At 67.5% G+C, this 16,063-nt stretch carries 14 protein-coding genes; 6 read left to right on the forward strand and 8 right to left on the reverse strand.

The genetic code is table 11. The features are described from left to right. Nucleotides 1-12: 12 nt before the first annotated feature. A complete protein-coding gene (locus tag GGC47_RS02855) occupies nt 13-1,815 on the reverse strand; it encodes a sensor histidine kinase (RefSeq protein WP_185747780.1) in 1,803 nt (600 codons plus the stop codon). 327 nt (nt 1,816-2,142) lie between these two features. Here GGC47_RS02855 and GGC47_RS02860 point away from each other — a divergent pair, with 327 nt between their 5' ends. Then, nucleotides 2,143-2,409 (forward strand): hypothetical protein, encoded by a 267-nt coding sequence (locus GGC47_RS02860; protein WP_112763304.1) that lies wholly within the window; start codon nt 2,143-2,145, stop codon nt 2,407-2,409. A 77-nt stretch (nt 2,410-2,486) separates the two neighbouring features. Then, entirely contained in the window at nt 2,487-2,912 is a 426-nt protein-coding gene (locus tag GGC47_RS02865) for a SufE family protein (protein WP_142020187.1), read from the forward strand. A gap of 6 nt (nt 2,913-2,918) precedes the next feature. Here GGC47_RS02865 and GGC47_RS02870 read toward each other — a convergent pair whose 3' ends face one another. The 3 genes from GGC47_RS02870 to GGC47_RS02880 all read right to left on the reverse strand — a co-directional run bounded on the left by GGC47_RS02870 (nt 2,919) and on the right by GGC47_RS02880 (nt 4,719). After that, the gene (locus GGC47_RS02870) at nt 2,919-3,716 is read right to left on the reverse strand and encodes a DUF6456 domain-containing protein (RefSeq protein WP_142020186.1); all 798 of its coding nucleotides are present in this window, start codon (nt 3,714-3,716) and stop codon (nt 2,919-2,921) included. After that, the gene (locus GGC47_RS02875; RefSeq protein ID WP_081925283.1) at nt 3,716-4,081 is read right to left on the reverse strand and encodes a helix-turn-helix domain-containing protein; all 366 of its coding nucleotides are present in this window, start codon (nt 4,079-4,081) and stop codon (nt 3,716-3,718) included. Before GGC47_RS02875 ends, GGC47_RS02870 begins: the two co-directional genes overlap by 1 nt. A gap of 221 nt (nt 4,082-4,302) precedes the next feature. After that, nucleotides 4,303-4,719, reverse strand: coding sequence for a Ros/MucR family transcriptional regulator (locus GGC47_RS02880; RefSeq protein ID WP_038361095.1), 417 nt, complete (start codon nt 4,717-4,719; stop codon nt 4,303-4,305). A 329-nt stretch (nt 4,720-5,048) separates the two neighbouring features. Here GGC47_RS02880 and GGC47_RS02885 point away from each other — a divergent pair, with 329 nt between their 5' ends. Then, nucleotides 5,049-7,247, forward strand: a complete 2,199-nt coding sequence (locus GGC47_RS02885; RefSeq protein WP_142020185.1) for a S9 family peptidase — start codon at nt 5,049-5,051, stop codon at nt 7,245-7,247. Between the two features lie 92 nt (nt 7,248-7,339). Here GGC47_RS02885 and GGC47_RS02890 read toward each other — a convergent pair whose 3' ends face one another. Then, on the reverse strand, nt 7,340-8,776 hold the full coding sequence (locus tag GGC47_RS02890; RefSeq protein WP_429066814.1) for a hypothetical protein: 1,437 nt from the start codon (nt 8,774-8,776) through the stop codon (nt 7,340-7,342). 236 nt (nt 8,777-9,012) lie between these two features. Here GGC47_RS02890 and GGC47_RS02895 point away from each other — a divergent pair, with 236 nt between their 5' ends. Continuing rightward, nucleotides 9,013-9,615: a superoxide dismutase gene (locus GGC47_RS02895; RefSeq protein ID WP_112763299.1), complete on the forward strand. Its 603-nt coding sequence runs from the start codon at nt 9,013-9,015 to the stop codon at nt 9,613-9,615. 73 nt (nt 9,616-9,688) lie between these two features. On the opposite strand, the gene GGC47_RS02900 is transcribed toward GGC47_RS02895, so the two are convergent. Continuing rightward, entirely contained in the window at nt 9,689-11,374 is a 1,686-nt protein-coding gene (locus tag GGC47_RS02900; RefSeq protein ID WP_185747779.1) for a methyl-accepting chemotaxis protein, read from the reverse strand. A 171-nt stretch (nt 11,375-11,545) separates the two neighbouring features. Continuing rightward, a complete protein-coding gene (locus tag GGC47_RS02905; protein ID WP_142020183.1) occupies nt 11,546-12,379 on the reverse strand; it encodes a ChbG/HpnK family deacetylase in 834 nt (277 codons plus the stop codon). Nucleotides 12,380-12,502: 123 nt separating this feature from the next. Between GGC47_RS02905 and GGC47_RS02910 the strand changes: the two genes are divergently transcribed. Next, nucleotides 12,503-13,534 (forward strand): glycosyltransferase family 2 protein, encoded by a 1,032-nt coding sequence (locus tag GGC47_RS02910; RefSeq protein WP_370956349.1) that lies wholly within the window; start codon nt 12,503-12,505, stop codon nt 13,532-13,534. A gap of 7 nt (nt 13,535-13,541) precedes the next feature. Next, on the forward strand, nt 13,542-15,065 hold the full coding sequence (murJ, locus tag GGC47_RS02915; protein ID WP_370956350.1) for a murein biosynthesis integral membrane protein MurJ: 1,524 nt from the start codon (nt 13,542-13,544) through the stop codon (nt 15,063-15,065). Between the two features lie 4 nt (nt 15,066-15,069). Here murJ and GGC47_RS02920 read toward each other — a convergent pair whose 3' ends face one another. After that, the gene (locus GGC47_RS02920) at nt 15,070-16,047 is read right to left on the reverse strand and encodes an NAD(P)H-dependent flavin oxidoreductase (RefSeq protein WP_142020181.1); all 978 of its coding nucleotides are present in this window, start codon (nt 16,045-16,047) and stop codon (nt 15,070-15,072) included. Between the last annotated feature and the right edge of the window lie 16 nt (nt 16,048-16,063).

The following is a 16,063-nucleotide window of genomic DNA, read 5'->3' on the forward strand; positions in this document are numbered from 1 at the left end:
TTCGGCTCGTTTTCAGGCAGTCAGGCGAAGCGGTTCTTTGGTGTCGATGCCACGGCGCGGCGCCCTGGCGAAGGTCACGATCTTGGCCGGCGGCTCGACCGTCTCGGCGCCGCCGACCGGCAGGCGCACCGAAACGCGCGTGCCCACGCCGGGAGCGCTCTCGATGCTCAGCCGCCCGCCATGCAGGCCGACGAGTCCGCGCACCACGGAAAGCCCGAGGCCGGTGCCTTCATGCGAGCGGTCATAGGAGCCCTTGGCCTGGAAGAAGGGATCACCCAATCGCGGCAGATCGGCGGCACAGATGCCGATGCCCGTGTCGGAGACGGAGAGGTCGATCACATCCCCGTCGCGAATAACGGCCAGGGTGACGCGGCCGCCCGCAGGGGTGAACTTGACCGCGTTGGAGAGGAGGTTGAGGACGACCTGCTTGAGCGCGCGCCTGTCACCCTCGACCTGCGGCAGCGCAGGGCCCAGAACATGCTCGAGCGCGATACCGCCGGTTTCGGCGCGCAGCGCCATCAGCGCACAGCAATCCTGCGCCAGCACCCCGAGGTCGAGCGGCTCACGCTCGATCGACATGGCGCCGCTCTCGATTTTCGAGATGTCGAGCAGTGTGTTGACGACATCGAGCAGATGGTTGCCCGAGGCATGGACGATCCGCGCATATTCGGCGCGCTTGCCAGCATCGAGGCGCCCCGTCTCGTCCATGCTGAGCATCTCGGAGAAACCGATGATGGCGTTGAGCGGCGTGCGCAATTCATGGCTGACCGTCGCCAGGAAGCGGCCCTTGATGTCGTTGGCCTTGAGGGCCTCGGCATGGCCGCGCTCACGCTCCTCGTCCAGCACCCGGCGCGCGGTGACGTCGCGCATCACGCAGACGACGGTCGCGCCCTTGCCGGCTTGAGACCCCGCGACCCGATAAGCCTGCATTTCGAGCCAGCGCGAGACCGGCACCCGCCCCGCCCCGCCATCCTCCCGCGGCACGAACAGGGTGCGGAAGCAGGCGCTGACGCCGGCATCGCCATGGGCGGCATCGCTCAGCGCCTTGAGGAACAGCGGACGGTCGGCGATGTGGACACGCTCGAACAGGCCACGGCCCATCAATTCGCGCGGCTCGGCTCCCGCGAGCTGGCGCGCCGCGGCATTGGCGAAGACGACGGCACCGTCCACGTCATGCCAGGTCACGAGATCGCCGACATGGTCGAGCAGCGCCCGGGCGCGCTCGTCGGACGCCTTGTATTCGCGCAATTCCGTATCGCGCCGACGCAGCATGATCGCGGTGACGACGAGCGCCTGCACCAGTGCCCCGATGACGAGAAGCGGCATCGCCTGCTGCGTCCAGGCCGCAGGAGCGGCGAAGGCGCCGAGCTGGTCGGCGACGACCATGGCCAGCAGCGCGGTCACCGCCACCATCCCGGCGCGAAACACGTATTTCCGGCCGCCAAGGCTGGCGGCCTCCACCGGCAGGATGGCGAGCCCGGCGAGGAGCGGCGAGCGCGCGCCGCCGGTCGCGGCCGCGAGCGTCACGATGAACAGGGACAGCGCCGCCGCCGAGACGGCATGGGCGATGTCGAGCCGCCCGCTGCGGGAGAGGATGAAGACGGCCAGGAGCGGCAGCGCCGCCGCCACGACGATCGCGGCCTCGAAGGTGCCAAGCGTTCCGCGCCAGGCGAGATAGGCAGGCGCAAGACCAAGGGCACCGGCGCCGACGAGCAGCCGCGACAGGATGAAGCGCTCGTGGCGCCCCCTCTCGCAGGTGTCCGACCGCGCCGATGCATGCACCAGTGCTGCCGCCTGTGTCCTGAGTGCTGCCATCACCATCCGAAACGCAACGCCTAACTCGTGCGGACCGACATGCCCGCTTGCCGCTATCTCGCCATGGCGGGTTTAAGCGGGGCTTAAGGCGATCGTCCGACAAGACGCCCCACAGGCGGCCAATTTCAAATTTATATAAATTCGTCAGATAGTTACGCTTGTTTCGGCGGCTTTCTCATGCGGCATGAAGGTTCAAAGCAGGGTGAACGGAACCTGAAGATCGCCATCCGCATTCGACTCGCATTTGAGCGTTTGGAATGACGCGATTTTTCCGGATCCCCGTCTAGGGTCAGCGTCGCGGTCGCAAGAACCGCAACGGAGATCGAGATGGCTTACTTCCTGCGCAAGGTCGCGATCATCGGCCTGATCGCGATCAACTCCCCGGTCCATGGCGGCAAGCCGGCCGAGGTGGAGCTGCCCCAGGCCGTGCGGCAGGTCGTGAGCGCGGTCCAGGCCGAGCCGCGCGTGGCGGCCGGCAGCCTCACCGCGGCCCGCGAGGCGGCCCAGATCCTCGCGGGTCTCGATCCGGAGACGCGTGGGCGTATCATCAGCGCCGCCGCATCGGCTGCAACCGGTCGCTCCGCCCCGCGTTGAATGCTTGACGAAAGCCCGCAAGGCGCGGGAAGAGAGCGCGCCGGCTCCGGATGGATCGGAGGTCGGCAAGGCAGGACATGACCACCACTCTCGACGAGATCGTCGCCAATTTCGAGCTGCTCGACGAATGGGACGACCGCTACCGCTACCTGATCGAGCTCGGCAAGAGCCTCGAGCCGCTGCCCGAGGACGCGCATAACGACGCCAACAAGGTGCGCGGCTGCGCCAGCCAGGTCTGGCTCGACCTGCGTCGCGAAGGCGGGCCCGGCCCGCAGACGCGCCTGTTCTTCCGCGGCGACAGCGACGCCCATATCGTGCGCGGTCTCGTCGCGCTGGCGCTCGCCATCTTCTCGGGCCGGAAGGCGGAGGAGATCCTCGCGACCGACGCCTTCGCGACCTACGAGAAGCTCGGCCTCGCCGCGCATCTCACGCCGCAGCGCTCCAACGGCGTGCGCGCCATGATCGAGCGCATCAAGAGCGACGCCCGCGCCACGGCGATGTGAAACGCCTCAGCGCCCGGCCGCGGGCGGGATGCCCGGCCGCGCGTCCGGCGCCTGCCAGGCGGAGAGACCGGACGGCTTGCCGCCGCGATCCATGCCGTAATGCGAGGCCAGCGTCGCAAGCGCGACGCGCAGCACGACCTTGGCCGAGCGTGCCGGCCAGTGCCGTTCGCGCTCGACCAGATCGAGCCCCTTCAGGAAGCCGCAGACGTCGATGGCGAGGCCGGACAGCGCCGGCCCCAGCCGCTCGCAGGCATGCCGGACGCGCTGGCGGGCCGCGATGGCCACATCGGACGCGCCGGCGGGATCGCGCGGGCCGGGGCTACGTTCATCCGGGGTCAGCGCCGCATCCCAGTTCATGGTCGTGCGCGGCAGCATCTGCGCGCGCGTGAAATCGGCCCGGAAGCGCTCGCCGGCGGCGAATTCCTCGTCGCTGATCTGCGGCTTGCCGTCCTTGCCGGGGCGTCGCCTGAGCCAGAGCAAGGGGCTTTCGCGCTCGTCGATCCGGACCTCCGGCGCCTGCGCTGCGTCGGATGGCGGGGCGGCCGGAACGCCTTGCCCGGAAGGCGCCCCCTTCAGCGTAAGGCGGGCACCCCTGCCCTCGCCCGCCCAGGCGATGAGCCCCTCGGCCACGAGCGCCGCCGCCGCTTCCGCCGCGACATAGCCTGCGCCAAGGCTCGCGCCGTTCCGCTCGCGATAGAGCGCGATCCGGCCGCAGCCGAGCGGAGAGACGATGCCATAGGCATTCGGCTCGCGCAGATGGCGCAGGAGCCGCTCGCGATCACGCCGGTCGATCTCGTTCGTCATCACAGAATCTCCCTCGGATGGGCCGACAGGCTGGCACTGGCGGCAAGGAGGGCCGCTTCGAGTGCGTTCAGGCCGAATTCCGTCCCCGGATCGTCGCGGCTGTCCTCCACCAAGGCGCAGGCATGGCGCACGGTGGTGCGGTCCCGCCCGAAGCAGGCGCCGACGCGGGTGAGGCTCAGCCCGAAGGCGACATGGGCCAGATACATCGCCCGCTGGCGCGCCCGGGCAACCGGCCGCCGGCCGCGATTGAAGGCCCTGAGCTTCCCGGGAGCGATCTTCGCCGCAGCCGCGACGGTGGCCTCGGCCAGTCTGGCGCCGGCAGCCTCCTGCAAGATCATGTCAGGGCCGGCCTTGATATTGTTCATGCTATGTTCCCATTCTGCGATTGCGCGAGTGATGGCGCGAGATCTGGGGAATAGGATTATATTCTTATATCCGCCTTGGCAAGCCTGCGCGCTCGGTTATCCCCGCGAACGGCGGCAAGAAGCGACCAGCAAGAAACGACCGGCACGAAACGATCGGCATGAAAAAAAGCCGCCGGAAATCCGGCGGCTTCTGTCGATGAAATTCTGCTTCGTCCCGCGTCTCAGCGACGCTTGCGACGCTGCTGGCCCAGGCCCATCTTCTTCGCGAGCTGCGAGCGAGCCTCGGCGTAGTTCGGAGCGACCATCGGGTAGTCGGGCGGCAGGCCCCACTTCTCGCGATACTGCTCCGGCGACATGTTGTACTGCGTGCGCAGATGGCGCTTCAGCGACTTGAATTTCTTGCCGTCCTCGAGGCAGACTAGGAAATCTGCAGTAATCGACTTCTTGACCGGGATCGCCGGCTTCGGCGCCTCGACCGGAAGCACCGGAGCCACACCGCCGATGACGCGGCTGAGCGCCGAATGGACTTCGCTGATCAGCGCCGGCAAGTCGGACGCAGGAACTGAATTGTTGGAGACATAGGCAGAAACGATGTCTGCCGTCAGTTCGATGAAGTCCGCTCCCTCGTGATCGGCCATAGCTATGTCGCTCCTTATCGTTCTTAACGTGGACTTTGGCGATCGCCCGTCTTTGAAAGCCCCACCTGGTGGCCATCCTTGCCAATAGTGGCGGGCACTACCGGAAACAGAATCATCGACCCGATCGATCGAGATCAGCCTGTAATGGATACTGCCTATTCACGCAAGAGAACAATTCAATCGAACAGGAATATCTTGATCCAATATTCGGCAGCGCAAATGACTGCGATTTCCAATGCACGCAAAGGTATACCTACCGACAAGAAGTGCGTCTTGTCACCGTAGCAGCGGGGCTCTACCTCTCGGGCGCCCGTCATGGAGAACCGCTCATGCGTCCTGCCCCCGGCCTTCGAGATCAGAGCGGCGTATCGCGCCGATCCCGCCGCCTGCCGGCGCCGCCCAAAGCGGAGATCAGGACGAAGGAAAGCACCGTCCACGGCGTGCTGTTACGCGATGATTACGACTGGCTGCGAGCCCCGAACTGGAAGGACGTACTGCGCAATCCCGAAGCGCTGCCCGCCGATATCCGCGACTATCTCGAAGCAGAGAATGTCTATTGCAAGGCATTGATGGCCTCGACCCGCGACCTGCAGCGCGAACTCGTCAAGGAAATGCGCGGCCGGATCAAGGAAGACGATTCCAGCGTTCCGCAGCGGGACGGCGCCTGGCTCTACTATTCACGCTATCGCAAGGGAGCCGAGCATCCATTGATCTGCCGCCGCCCGCGGGAAGGTCACGGCAAGGACAAGGGCAAAGACAAAGGCAAGAGCCGCGAGCAGATCATGCTCGACGCCGATGCCCTGGCCGAAGGCAAGGACTTCTTCGACCTCGGCGACGCCGTCCATAGTCCCGACCATCGGCTGCTTGCCTGGAGCGCGGACGAGGCCGGCTCGGAACTGCATGGGATCCGCGTCCGCGATCTCGAAACGGGTGAGGATCTGGCCGACCAGGTCAACGACGCCACGGGCGACATCGTCTGGGCGAGCGATTCCCGTTCGTTCTTCTACGTCGCCGTTGATGCCGATCACCGCCCGTCGCGGGTGCTGCGGCATCGTCTGGGCACGGCGGCCGAGACGGATGAGCTGCTGCATGACGAGAGCGATGCCGGCATGTTCGTCGACATCGACAAGACCCAGTCCGGCCGCTTCCTGCTGATCTCGATCAGCGATCACGAAACCTCGGAGATCCGTTTGCTCGATCTCGCTTCACCCGAAGCGAAGCTCAGCCTTGTCGCCGCGCGCCTGCCCGGCCGGCAATACAGCGTCGAGCACCATGGCGACGACTTCGTGATCCTGACCAATGCCGAGGGAGCGGAAGACTTCAAGATCGTGACGGCCCCGCTCGCCAACCCCGATCCGGCAGGGTGGCGCGATCTCGTTCCCCATCGGCAGGGCCGGCTCATCCTCGACCATGTCTGCCTCAAGGGCAGGCTGATCCGGCTGGAGCGCGAGGAAGGGCTGCCGCGCATCGTGATCCGCGACTTCGCAGATGGTGCCGAGAGCAGCATTGCCTTCGACGAGGAGGCCTATGGGCTCGGCATGGATGCCGGCTACGAGTTCGACACGAATACGCTGCGTTTCATCTATGCCTCGATGGCGCGGCCTGCCGAAACCTATGACTACGATCTCGCAACCGGCGAGCGGACCCTGCTGAAGCGGCAGGAGGTGCCCTCGGGCCACAACCCGGCCGACTACAAGGTGCGGCGCATCTTCGCGACGGCCGAGGATGGCGAGCGGGTGCCGATCTCGATCCTGCACCGTGCCGATCTGAAGCTCGACGGCAATGCGCCCTGCCTGCTCTACGGCTACGGCTCCTACGGCTCGGCGATGTCCGCCTCGTTCCGGACGCGGCCGCTCAGCCTGGTCGATCGCGGCTTCGTCTATGCCATCGCCCATATCCGCGGCGGCACGGACAAGGGCTGGCGCTGGTATCTCGACGGCAAGCGCGAGAAGAAGCGCAATACGTTCACCGACTTCATCGCCGCGGGGGAAGCGCTGGCGGAGGCCGGCTTCACCCGTCGCGGGCGCATCGTCGCCGAGGGCGGCAGCGCCGGCGGCATGCTGATGGGCGCGGTCGCCAACATGGCGCCGGCGCTTTTCGCCGGCATCGTCGCGGAAGTGCCCTTCGTCGACGTGCTCAACACCATCCTCGACGACAGCCTGCCGCTGACGCCGCCGGAATGGCCGGAATGGGGCGATCCGATCCGGGACGTCAAAGCCTTCGAGACGATCCGCAGCTACTCGCCCTATGACAATGTCAGCGCGCAGGATTATCCGCCGATCCTGGCGATGGGCGGCCTCACCGATCCGCGCGTGACCTATTGGGAGCCGGCGAAATGGGTGGCGCGGCTGCGCGCGACCATGACCGGCGGCGGGCCGATCCTGCTCCACACCAATATGGAGGCGGGGCATGGCGGCGCGGCCGGGCGCTTCGATTCGCTGAAGGAAACGGCGCTGGCCTATGCCTTCGCCATCAAGGCCGTCGGCGAAGGCTGGCCCGAGAACCTCCCGCGTCATGCTCGGGCTTGACCCGGGCATCTCGCGCTCGATGAGGCGAAGGAGCCGCCATGTCATGAGATTCTCGGGTCAAGCCCGAGAATGACGGCGGCGCTCGCGGATGCTCAAACGCCGAGCCGGCTCTTCTCGCTGGCGAGGTAGACCTTGAGTTCGTCCATCGAGGCGAAGCTGTATTCACCGTCGGGCGTGCGCGCGCGGATCGAACCGTCGGCATAGATGGTGAAGTGGGCTTCGCCGACCTGATAGGCGCCGACGACACCCTCTTCGGAGGCGGCAGGTTCGGGCGCTGCCGGCTCGGACGAGACAGCGGGAGAGCTTTCGCCCGCAGGCACCTCTTCATCGGCCGGCTTCGATGGCGCTTCCGCGACCTCTTCGGAGGGCACAGGCGCTTCCGGAGCCGCATCCATCCCGACGGGCTCGGGAGAAAGCTTCGCCGGCTGCTCGGCTTCATTCGCAGGCGACACACCGAAAGCATGGGGCCCGGTACGCGGCGGCCAGACCGGTGCGACCGGCATGGGCTTTTGAGTCTCTTCAACCTCGGCCGAAGGCCGCTCCGTGTCGAAACGGGGCTCCTGGCGCTTGGCGCCGGGCTTCATCCAGGTTTCGGCTTCCGCGAAGGGGTCGTCCAGCGCGAAGGACGGCTCGACACGCCCGGCCGGCCGGCGCAGGTCGCCGAGTTCGGTGGTCAGGCTTTCCCGCAGCATCGCGAACTCGTCACGCGCGCTGTCTTCCTCATCGGCGGGAGCCTGATCCGTGACGGCGGCGACGGGATGCTCGGGCGGAAGCTCGTCGATCTCCGCCTTCTCGACCGCCGCCTCGGCCTGCTCGTCGCTGTGCGCCAGGGCCTCGTCCTCGCTCAGCGGCTGGATATGGGCCGCAACGATCTCGGCCGGCTCGTGGCTCTCATCCTCGACGGCGATGGGATGCTCCGCCTCGCTCGGCTCGATATCCGCCGCAACCTTCGCGAACATGTCCGGCACGGAATCATCGCGCTCCGGCGCCGGCACCTCATCCTGCTCTTCCTCTCCCTCTTCCTCTTTCGGCGCGGCAGCAAGATGGTCGGCGACCAGCGTGCCGAACAGGTCCCGCTCCACCGCTCCGGTGGTCGATGGGCTGGCTTCCGACGTCTCCGCGACGACGGCGGCCGCGGCGGCCGCAGCACCCGCACCCAGCACGGCGGGCACGATCGGGGACGAGGCGGGCGGCACATTCGCCGGCGCCATGGGCAAGACGGCCGGAAAAGCGGCCTCCGCAGGAGCCGTAACGGAGACGCGGGCCTCGGCCGCTTCCGCCAGCTCCGTCCTGATGGCCTTGAGCTGTTTCAGGACCCAGGCCAGCGCCAGCAGGATAAGGCCTGCCGTCATGGCGATCGAGCCGATGATGACCTGGGTGAAGCCCCGCTCCAGCACCAGATAGGGCCAGCCATCATAGACGGCATAGGCACCGCCGCCGAAGAGCCCGAGGCTGAGGAGAGTAAAAATCGCGATCAATTCGGCTTCCTTGACGCAGGGCCTGCCCGGCTCATGGACGGGCGGGAACATGCCAATATCTAACGTACTGAATAAGAGAGAGTTTCCAATCGACCTGGCTTAAGGAGAGGAATCTGGCCCCATTGTGGCCGCCTGTCGAGAGGACATGGGTTTTTCGCAGGTTTGGCGGTTGTCGAGCCGCGCGCGGCGGCTTAACTAACGCGTGGAGCGGCAGGGTTGTCATGGCCCCGCCTCCGAATGGCAAGCCATTCTGATTCAAGCGATTTCACAGCCCAAGGAGAGGCCCAATGACCTTTACCCTTCCCGATCTCCCCTATGCTCATGACGCACTTCAGCCCTTCATGTCGAAGGAGACGCTGGAGTATCACCACGACAAGCACCACCTCGCCTATGTCAACAACGGCAACAACGCGATCAAGGGTACGGAATTCGAGGGCAAGTCGCTCGAGGAGATCGTCAAGGGCTCCTACGGCAAGAATGCCGCGGTCTTCAACAATGCCGGCCAGCACTACAACCACCTCCATTTCTGGAAGTGGATGAAGCCGAATGGCGGCGGCAAGATCCCGGGCGCGCTGGAGAAGGCGATCGTCGACTCCTTCGGCTCGGTCGACAAGTTCAAGGAAGACTTCATCGCCGCCGGCATCGGCCAGTTCGGCTCGGGCTGGGCCTGGCTCGAGGTCAAGGGCGGCAAGCTCGCCATCAGCAAGACCCCGAACGGCGAGAACCCGCTGGTCCATGGCGGCACGCCGATCCTCGGCGTCGACGTGTGGGAGCACTCCTACTACATCGATTACCGCAACCGGCGTCCCGACTATCTCAAGGCCTTCCTCGAAAGCCTGGTGAACTGGGAATACGTCGCCGAGCTCCATGGCGCAGCCGCCAAGGGCTGATCCCGGCGATCAGGAACCGGAAAAGCAAACGGGGCCTCGCGGCCCCGTTTTTGTTTGCCGCTCCGCGACCGCTTCAGGCGGCGACGTTGCGCAGGAACTGGTCCACGGTCGAATCGAGCCTCTGGGCCTGCGTCGCCACCTCGCCGGCCGCGCCGCGGACCTGCTCGGCCGAACGGCCGGTCTCCTCGACGCTGTCGGCGAGCACGCTCAGGTCGCTCGAGACGGACAGGGCCGAGGAGCTCGCCATGGCGACGCCGCTGGCGATCTCGCCGGTCGCGAGCGCCTGCTGCTCGATCGAGGCCGCGACCGAGTTGGCGAAGGTTTCGATGGCGTTCATCCGCTCGGCGATGTTCTGGATCGCGCCGACGACCTGCCCTGTCGCTCCCTGAATCGCGGCGACCTGGGAGACGATGCGGTCGGTTGCATCGGCGGTCTGGGCCGCGAGCGACTTGACCTCGGAGGCCACCACCGCGAAGCCGCGCCCGGCCTCGCCGGCCCGCGCCGCCTCGATGGTTGCATTGAGCGCGAGCAGGTTGGTCTGGGCGGCGATGTCGCGAATGAGATTGACCACTTCGCCGATGGCGCGCGCCGTCTCGTCCAGCGCCTCGACCGAGCCGGCGGTGTTGCGCGAGGCCGAGGCCGCCTCGACGATCTCGGTGCGGACGCGCCGGACCTGGAACTCGACTTCGCGGATCGCGGCGCCCATTTCCTCGGCCGCCTGCGCGGCGCTCTCGACGTTTCCAGAGGCACCATGCGCGTTGTCGGCAGCGCGCGCGGCACGCTCGGAGGATTCGGCGGCGACGCGCGCCAGCCCGTCGGAGGCCTCCTGCATGCGATCGGCGTTGCTCTTGAAGGCTTCGAGCGCGAGGCCGACCTCGCTGCGGAACATCGCGATCGCACCGTCGACGTTCTGCTGCCGAGCCCTTCGCTCGGTCTCGGAGAGAGTCTGCTTCTCTTCCAGCGCCGCGCGCTCAGCCAGCCTGATCTTCAGCACGCCGAGGGCGCGCGCGATCGCGCCGATCTCGTCGCCACGATCCTGAGCGTCGATCGGCGTGTCGAGATCGCCGTCCGAGATGCTGACGATGGCATTGGTCATGCCACGCAGCGGGCGCATCGTGCGCGACAGCGAGAACCAGAGCAGCGGCCCGAGCACGATCAGGACGGCGAGCCCCAGGCCGATGATGACGAACTGCTCCCAGGTCGCGCGTGCGACCAGCCTGGTCTTGTCGAAGCGCACCGCGACATAGCCGATCTGCCTATCGACCACGCGCACGGGCTGGATCTTGGTGACGCTGACATCGTCCTCGATCTCGACCGAAGGAACCGACAGAAGCTTGCGCCAGGGCTCCTCTCCGACCGCACTGGTCAGCCAGCGCGGCGTCAGGGACAGGCGCGCCTCCTCGGTCCGTCCGGCGGAAGCGAGCGAGACTAGATCGTCGGCGACGATGGCGGCATCGAAATCAGGGTCGCGCCGCAGCGATTCGAGGATGTAGCCCAGGGTGAGGTTGTCGCGCGACAGGATCAGCGACGGCGCCGCATTGGCGACCATCAGCGTCAGCGCGGTCGCCTTCTGGTCAAGATCGGAGCGGGTGCGGCTGTCATTGTAGCGCGCCACAGCCATGACCACGAAGATGATCGCCACGGCCACGATGACCACGGCCGCGAGCGCGATCTGCCGGCTCAGCGAGCCGAAGCCCTTCATCCCACCCTGCGCCTGCGTTTCCTCAGCCGCCTCGGCCGCCCGCGTCAACCCCGTCATCGAGCGACTGCCCTTTAAAACCCGGCGCGATCCATCGACGGACGGCGCCCCCATCCACCGCGAGGACACTGACCTAAGCCGGTAAACAAATCGCTTGCGGCGGCGGCCGGCAGCCGGCCCTAGAGCATCGGCTTTTCCCGAAAACCGCGGTCCAGTTTTCGGGCCGATGCTCTAAGCGGCAAGCTCCCGGAAACGCCGCATGGGCATGCCCTCCGGCGGCCGGAAGGCGGCGAGCGCCGCGTGCTCGACCGGCCGCGGCGCCACGACCGGGTCGAGCCGCGCCAACTCGTCATCGACGAAGCCGGGATGGCACATCACCAGATGCGCAGGCCCCGGCGCGATCAGGAAGCGGCGCAGATCGGCCGCGAAATCGCGCGCCGGATCGAAAGGCGCGACGCCGGAGAAGCCGCGATTGACACGCAGCTCCCGGCGCAGCGCGGCCGCGCGGAAGCCGGTCGCGAGCCCGGCGATCACCAGCGCCTTGCCCACCGCGACGCCACGCTCGCGAATCGCCGAAATCCTGTCGGCCGGATCGCGCACATAGACAGACCCCGCCGGATAGCGCCGCGCCAGCGCATCGAGTACCGCGCGCCGCACACCGGGCAGGACATGGACATGCTGATGCCCGTCGACGAAATCGGGCGGGCGCCCCATCGCATCCTCGAAGGCATCGAGCTGGCGCCCGAACTCGGCCGCGATCTCGCGCCGGACGGCCGGCGAGATCGCCGCGGCCTGCGCCACGACGCCCAGCGCCTGGAATTCTCCGCCCGGCGCCAGCCGCGGCATCGTGCCGAGCGGGGCGGCGCAAGTCAGGTTGACATGCAGGCCGAGATCGGCGGCTTCCGCAAAAGCGCCGAGTTCCGGCGCCAATCTGCGCCAGTGTGGCCGGTTGGTCATCGCGCCGGTGGCGGAGAGCCTGCCACGGCCGAGGAGCTCCAGGATCGAACGGCTGACGCCTTCGGTCATGGCGAAATCATCGGCGCAGAGAACAAAGCCGTTCGCCATCGCTGCTGGTGTTCCTCCTTCGGCCGCAAGGCGCCGTCGGATGCGGGCTTGTCGGCCGGCAAGCTTTACGGTTCTGTGCGTCGCGCGTCACCCCGTCGACAGACGCGTCATGAAAGGTCGTTCGTGTCGGACATCGCGTCCCCGCCGCTTCAGCGCACGCCCCGGGTCTCCCGCTGGCCGGAGCTTTCCATCGTCGTGCCCGTCCACAACGAGGCCGACAATCTGCGCCCGCTCGTCGAGCGGCTGCGGGCCGTGCTGACGGAGGCGGTCGCCTCCTGGGAAATCGTCTTCGTCGACGATGGCAGCCAGGACGCGACATTGGCGACCATCCGCGAGCTCTACTCTACCGATCCGCGGATCAACGCCGTCTCCTTCAGCCGCAATTTCGGCAAGGAGATCGCCATCGCCGCCGGGCTCGACCATGCCTATGGCGATGCGGTCGTCATCATGGATGCCGATCTGCAGCACCCTCCCGAGGTCATTCCCGCCTTTCTGGAGAAGTGGCGCGAGGGCTATCTCAACGTCTACGGCCAGCGCGTCGACCGCGAGAGCGAGACCCGGCTGAAGCGCAATTTCGCCAAGGCCTTCTACCGCATCTTCTCGCAGTTCGGCGAAACCGACCTGCCGGAAGGCGCCGGCGATTTCCGCCTGCTCGACCGCAAGGCGGTCGATGCGCTGCGAGCTCTGCCGGAACGGGCGCGCTTCTCCAAGGGGCTCTATGCCTGGGTCGGCTTCCGCTCCGTCGGCGTGCCTTTCCAGGTCGCCGAGCGCGAGCATGGGCAGTCGAAGTTCCGCTATCGCAAGCTGTTCTCCTTCGCCTTCGACGGGCTCTCCTCCTTCTCGACCGTGCCGCTCAAGATCGCGACCTGGTCGGGCGCCATCATCGCCTGCATCGCGACGCTGTCGGCGCTCTATTTCATGCTGCGCACGCTGATCTACGGCACGGACCTTCCCGGCTTCCCGTCGCTGATTGTCTCGATCATGTTCTTCTCGGGCATCCAGCTCGTCTCGCTCGGCATGATCGGCGAATATGTCGGCCGCATCTTCGCCGAGGTGAAGCGCCGGCCGCTCTACCTCATCGGCGAGCGCGTCGGTTTCGAGGCGCGCACCGTCGACCACCCGCGCGGCGACGCCCTGCCGCCGCTGATCCGCTAGGATTTTCATGCTCCGGAACATCCTGTCGGTCGGCGGCTATACGCTGATCTCGCGCCTGACTGGCTTCGCGCGCGACATCATGCTCGCGGCCGTGCTCGGTGCCGGCGCCACCATGGACGCCTTCTCGGTGGCGCTGCGCCTCCCGAATCATTTCCGCGCCATCTTCGGCGAGGGCGCCTTCAACCAAGCCTATGTGCCGGCCTATGCCCATGTCGCGGAGAAGCAGGGGCAGAAGGCGGCGAATCTCTTCGCCGACCGGCTCTTCACCGTGCTGTTCCTGATTCAGGTCGTGCTGCTGGCGCTGGCCCTGCCATTGATGCCCTGGCTGGTCACGCTGCTGGCACCCGGCTTCAAGGAAGACCCGGCCACCTTCGCGCTCGCCGTCGCGCTGACGCGGATCACCTTCCCCTATCTGCTCTTCGTGACGATGGTCACCTTCCTCGGCGCGACGCTGAACGCGGTCGACCGCTTCTCGGCCTTCGCCGCCGCGCCGATCCTGCTCAATATCGGCGTGATGGCGGCGCTCGCCGTGCCCTTCCTGTTTCCGGGCGCGGCCTATGCCGCCGCCTGGGGCGTCGCGATCTCCGGGCTGGCGCAATGGGTGCTGCTCTATGTGGCGGCCAAGCGCGCGGGCGTCTCCAGCAAGCTGGTCAGGCCGCATATGGATCTCGGCGTCCGGCGCTTTCTGAAGGCCTTCGGGCCGGCGGTGATCGGCTCGGCCGGCGTGCAGATCGCGATCTTCGCCGATACGATCATCGCCTCCTTGCTGCCGCGCGGCGCCTATTCGGCCCTTTACTACGCCGAGCGGCTCTACCAGCTCCCGCTCGGGCTGATCGCCATCGCGGTCGGCACGGTCGCATTGTCGGCGATGAGCCGGCAGGTCGCGCGCGGGGACGAGGCCGGCGCCAACCGCTCGCAGAACCGCGCCGTCGCGATCTCGCTCCTCGCCAGCGCTCCTTTCGTCGCCGCCTTCATCGCGATTCCGGACCTGATCGTGGCGGGGCTGTTCCAGCGCGGCGCCTTCGATGCCGAAGCGAGCCGGGCGGCCGGCACCGTGCTCTTCGCCTATTCGCTCGGCCTGCCGGCGATCGTGATGATCCGCACGCAGGTCTCGGCCTTCCAGGCGCGCGGCGACACCAGGACGCCGATGCTGGTCGCGCTCGCGGCCATCGCCTGCAATCTCACGCTCAAGCTGTTCCTGTGGCGCGACTGGGGGGCTCCGGGCCTCGCCCTCGCCACCGCCGCCGGCGCCTGGGTCAATCTGCTGACGCTGTTCGTGCTGGCGCGGCGGCGCGGCTGGACCGAGCCGGACCGGCGCCTGCCGGGCTTTGTCGCGATCGTCGGCATGGCCACGATCGCCGCCGGCCTTCTGGCCTGGTGGTTCGCCTCTCCGGCCCAGGCATGGACAGCGTCCCTGCCGCAGCCGCTGCTGATGGCGGTGCTGCTGCTGTCCACAGCCGCGGGCCTGCTCTATGTCGCCATCGCCGGCATCGGGCTGAAGATGACGGGGCTGCTCAGGTTGTTGCGCTGAATTCTCAGCCGAGGAAGCGCCCTGCCCCGCCGAGCAGTGCAGCGGCCTCCTCGACCATCCGCTCGACGATCTCGCCGGCTGACGGCACATCGGCGATCAGCCCCGCCGCCTCGCCGAAGATCACGGCGGCCTTGTCGGGGTCTCCGGCCATGAAGGCCTCGCGATAGGCCGTCGCCTCCGTCGCGATCGCGGCCTTCAGCTCGTGATCGCGCCCGGCCCATTGCGCGATGAAGGCATTGTCCGCGACGCGGATGTCGAAGGGCTTCGGCCAGTCGAGCTGGCGGGCGATGTCGGGCAATGAGGAGCGCACCGTCCCATCGCCGGTGGCGGCGACGGCGGCGGCATGGTGGCGCTCATGCACCAGCGCCTCGCGACTAGCCCAGAAGCGGGTGCCGACGAGCACGCCGTCCGCACCCAGCATCAGCGCGGCGGCGAGCCCGCGCCCATCGGCGATGCCGCCCGCGGCGAGAAGCAGCGTCTGCGGGCTCTCGCGGGCGATGAGATCGGCCGCTTCGGGCACGAAGGGCAAGGTTGCGCGGCGTGCGCCATGGCCGCCGGCCTCGGCGCCTTGCGCGACGATGATCGCGGCACCGGCCTCCAGACCCTGCCGGACATGCTGCAATGACTGGCACTGGCAGATCAGCGGCACGCCCGCCGCCGCGATTTCGGCGGCGAAGGGGCGCGGATCGCCGAAGGACAGCATCAGGACGGCGGGTTCATGCGCCAGCGCCTGCGTCAACAGCTCCGGCCGCTTCGCCATTGACCAGGTGATGAAACCGCAGCCGGTCCGGGTATTGCCGGCCGCCGTGAATTGCTGATCGAGCCACGTAGCATCGCCGTAGCCGCCGCCGATCAGGCCAAGCCCGCCCGCTCGCGTCACGGCGGCCGCGAGCGCCCCGCCACCCGCCAGCGCCATCGGCGCCGACAGGATCGGGTGAGCGATGCCGAGCCGCTCGGTCAGCCGCGTGGCGAGGCGCGCCATGGCCAGTTCCTATGGG

This window comes from Allobosea sp. OAE752, from assembly GCF_050433265.1.
In the GTDB taxonomy this organism is placed as follows: Bacteria; Pseudomonadota; Alphaproteobacteria; order Rhizobiales; family Beijerinckiaceae; genus Allobosea; species Allobosea spartocytisi.

Coding starts and splice junctions, on each gene's coding strand:
- GGC47_RS02900 (WP_185747779.1), bottom strand. CDS start 11,374: ATGACGGGGTTGACGCGGGCGGCCGAGGCGGCTGAGGAAACGCAGGCG.
- GGC47_RS02920 (WP_142020181.1), bottom strand. CDS start 16,047: ATGGCGCGCCTCGCCACGCGGCTGACCGAGCGGCTCGGCATCGCTCAC.
- GGC47_RS02870 (WP_142020186.1), bottom strand. CDS start 3,716: ATGACGAACGAGATCGACCGGCGTGATCGCGAGCGGCTCCTGCGCCAT.
- GGC47_RS02855 (WP_185747780.1), bottom strand. CDS start 1,815: ATGGCAGCACTCAGGACACAGGCGGCAGCACTGGTGCATGCATCGGCG.
- GGC47_RS02865 (WP_142020187.1), top strand. CDS start 2,487: ATGACCACCACTCTCGACGAGATCGTCGCCAATTTCGAGCTGCTCGAC.
- GGC47_RS02905 (WP_142020183.1), bottom strand. CDS start 12,379: ATGGCGAACGGCTTTGTTCTCTGCGCCGATGATTTCGCCATGACCGAA.
- GGC47_RS02880 (WP_038361095.1), bottom strand. CDS start 4,719: ATGGCCGATCACGAGGGAGCGGACTTCATCGAACTGACGGCAGACATC.
- GGC47_RS02895 (WP_112763299.1), top strand. CDS start 9,013: ATGACCTTTACCCTTCCCGATCTCCCCTATGCTCATGACGCACTTCAG.
- GGC47_RS02875 (WP_081925283.1), bottom strand. CDS start 4,081: ATGAACAATATCAAGGCCGGCCCTGACATGATCTTGCAGGAGGCTGCC.
- GGC47_RS02885 (WP_142020185.1), top strand. CDS start 5,049: ATGCGTCCTGCCCCCGGCCTTCGAGATCAGAGCGGCGTATCGCGCCGA.
- GGC47_RS02860 (WP_112763304.1), top strand. CDS start 2,143: ATGGCTTACTTCCTGCGCAAGGTCGCGATCATCGGCCTGATCGCGATC.
- murJ (WP_370956350.1), top strand. CDS start 13,542: ATGCTCCGGAACATCCTGTCGGTCGGCGGCTATACGCTGATCTCGCGC.
- GGC47_RS02890 (WP_429066814.1), bottom strand. CDS start 8,776: ATGTTCCCGCCCGTCCATGAGCCGGGCAGGCCCTGCGTCAAGGAAGCC.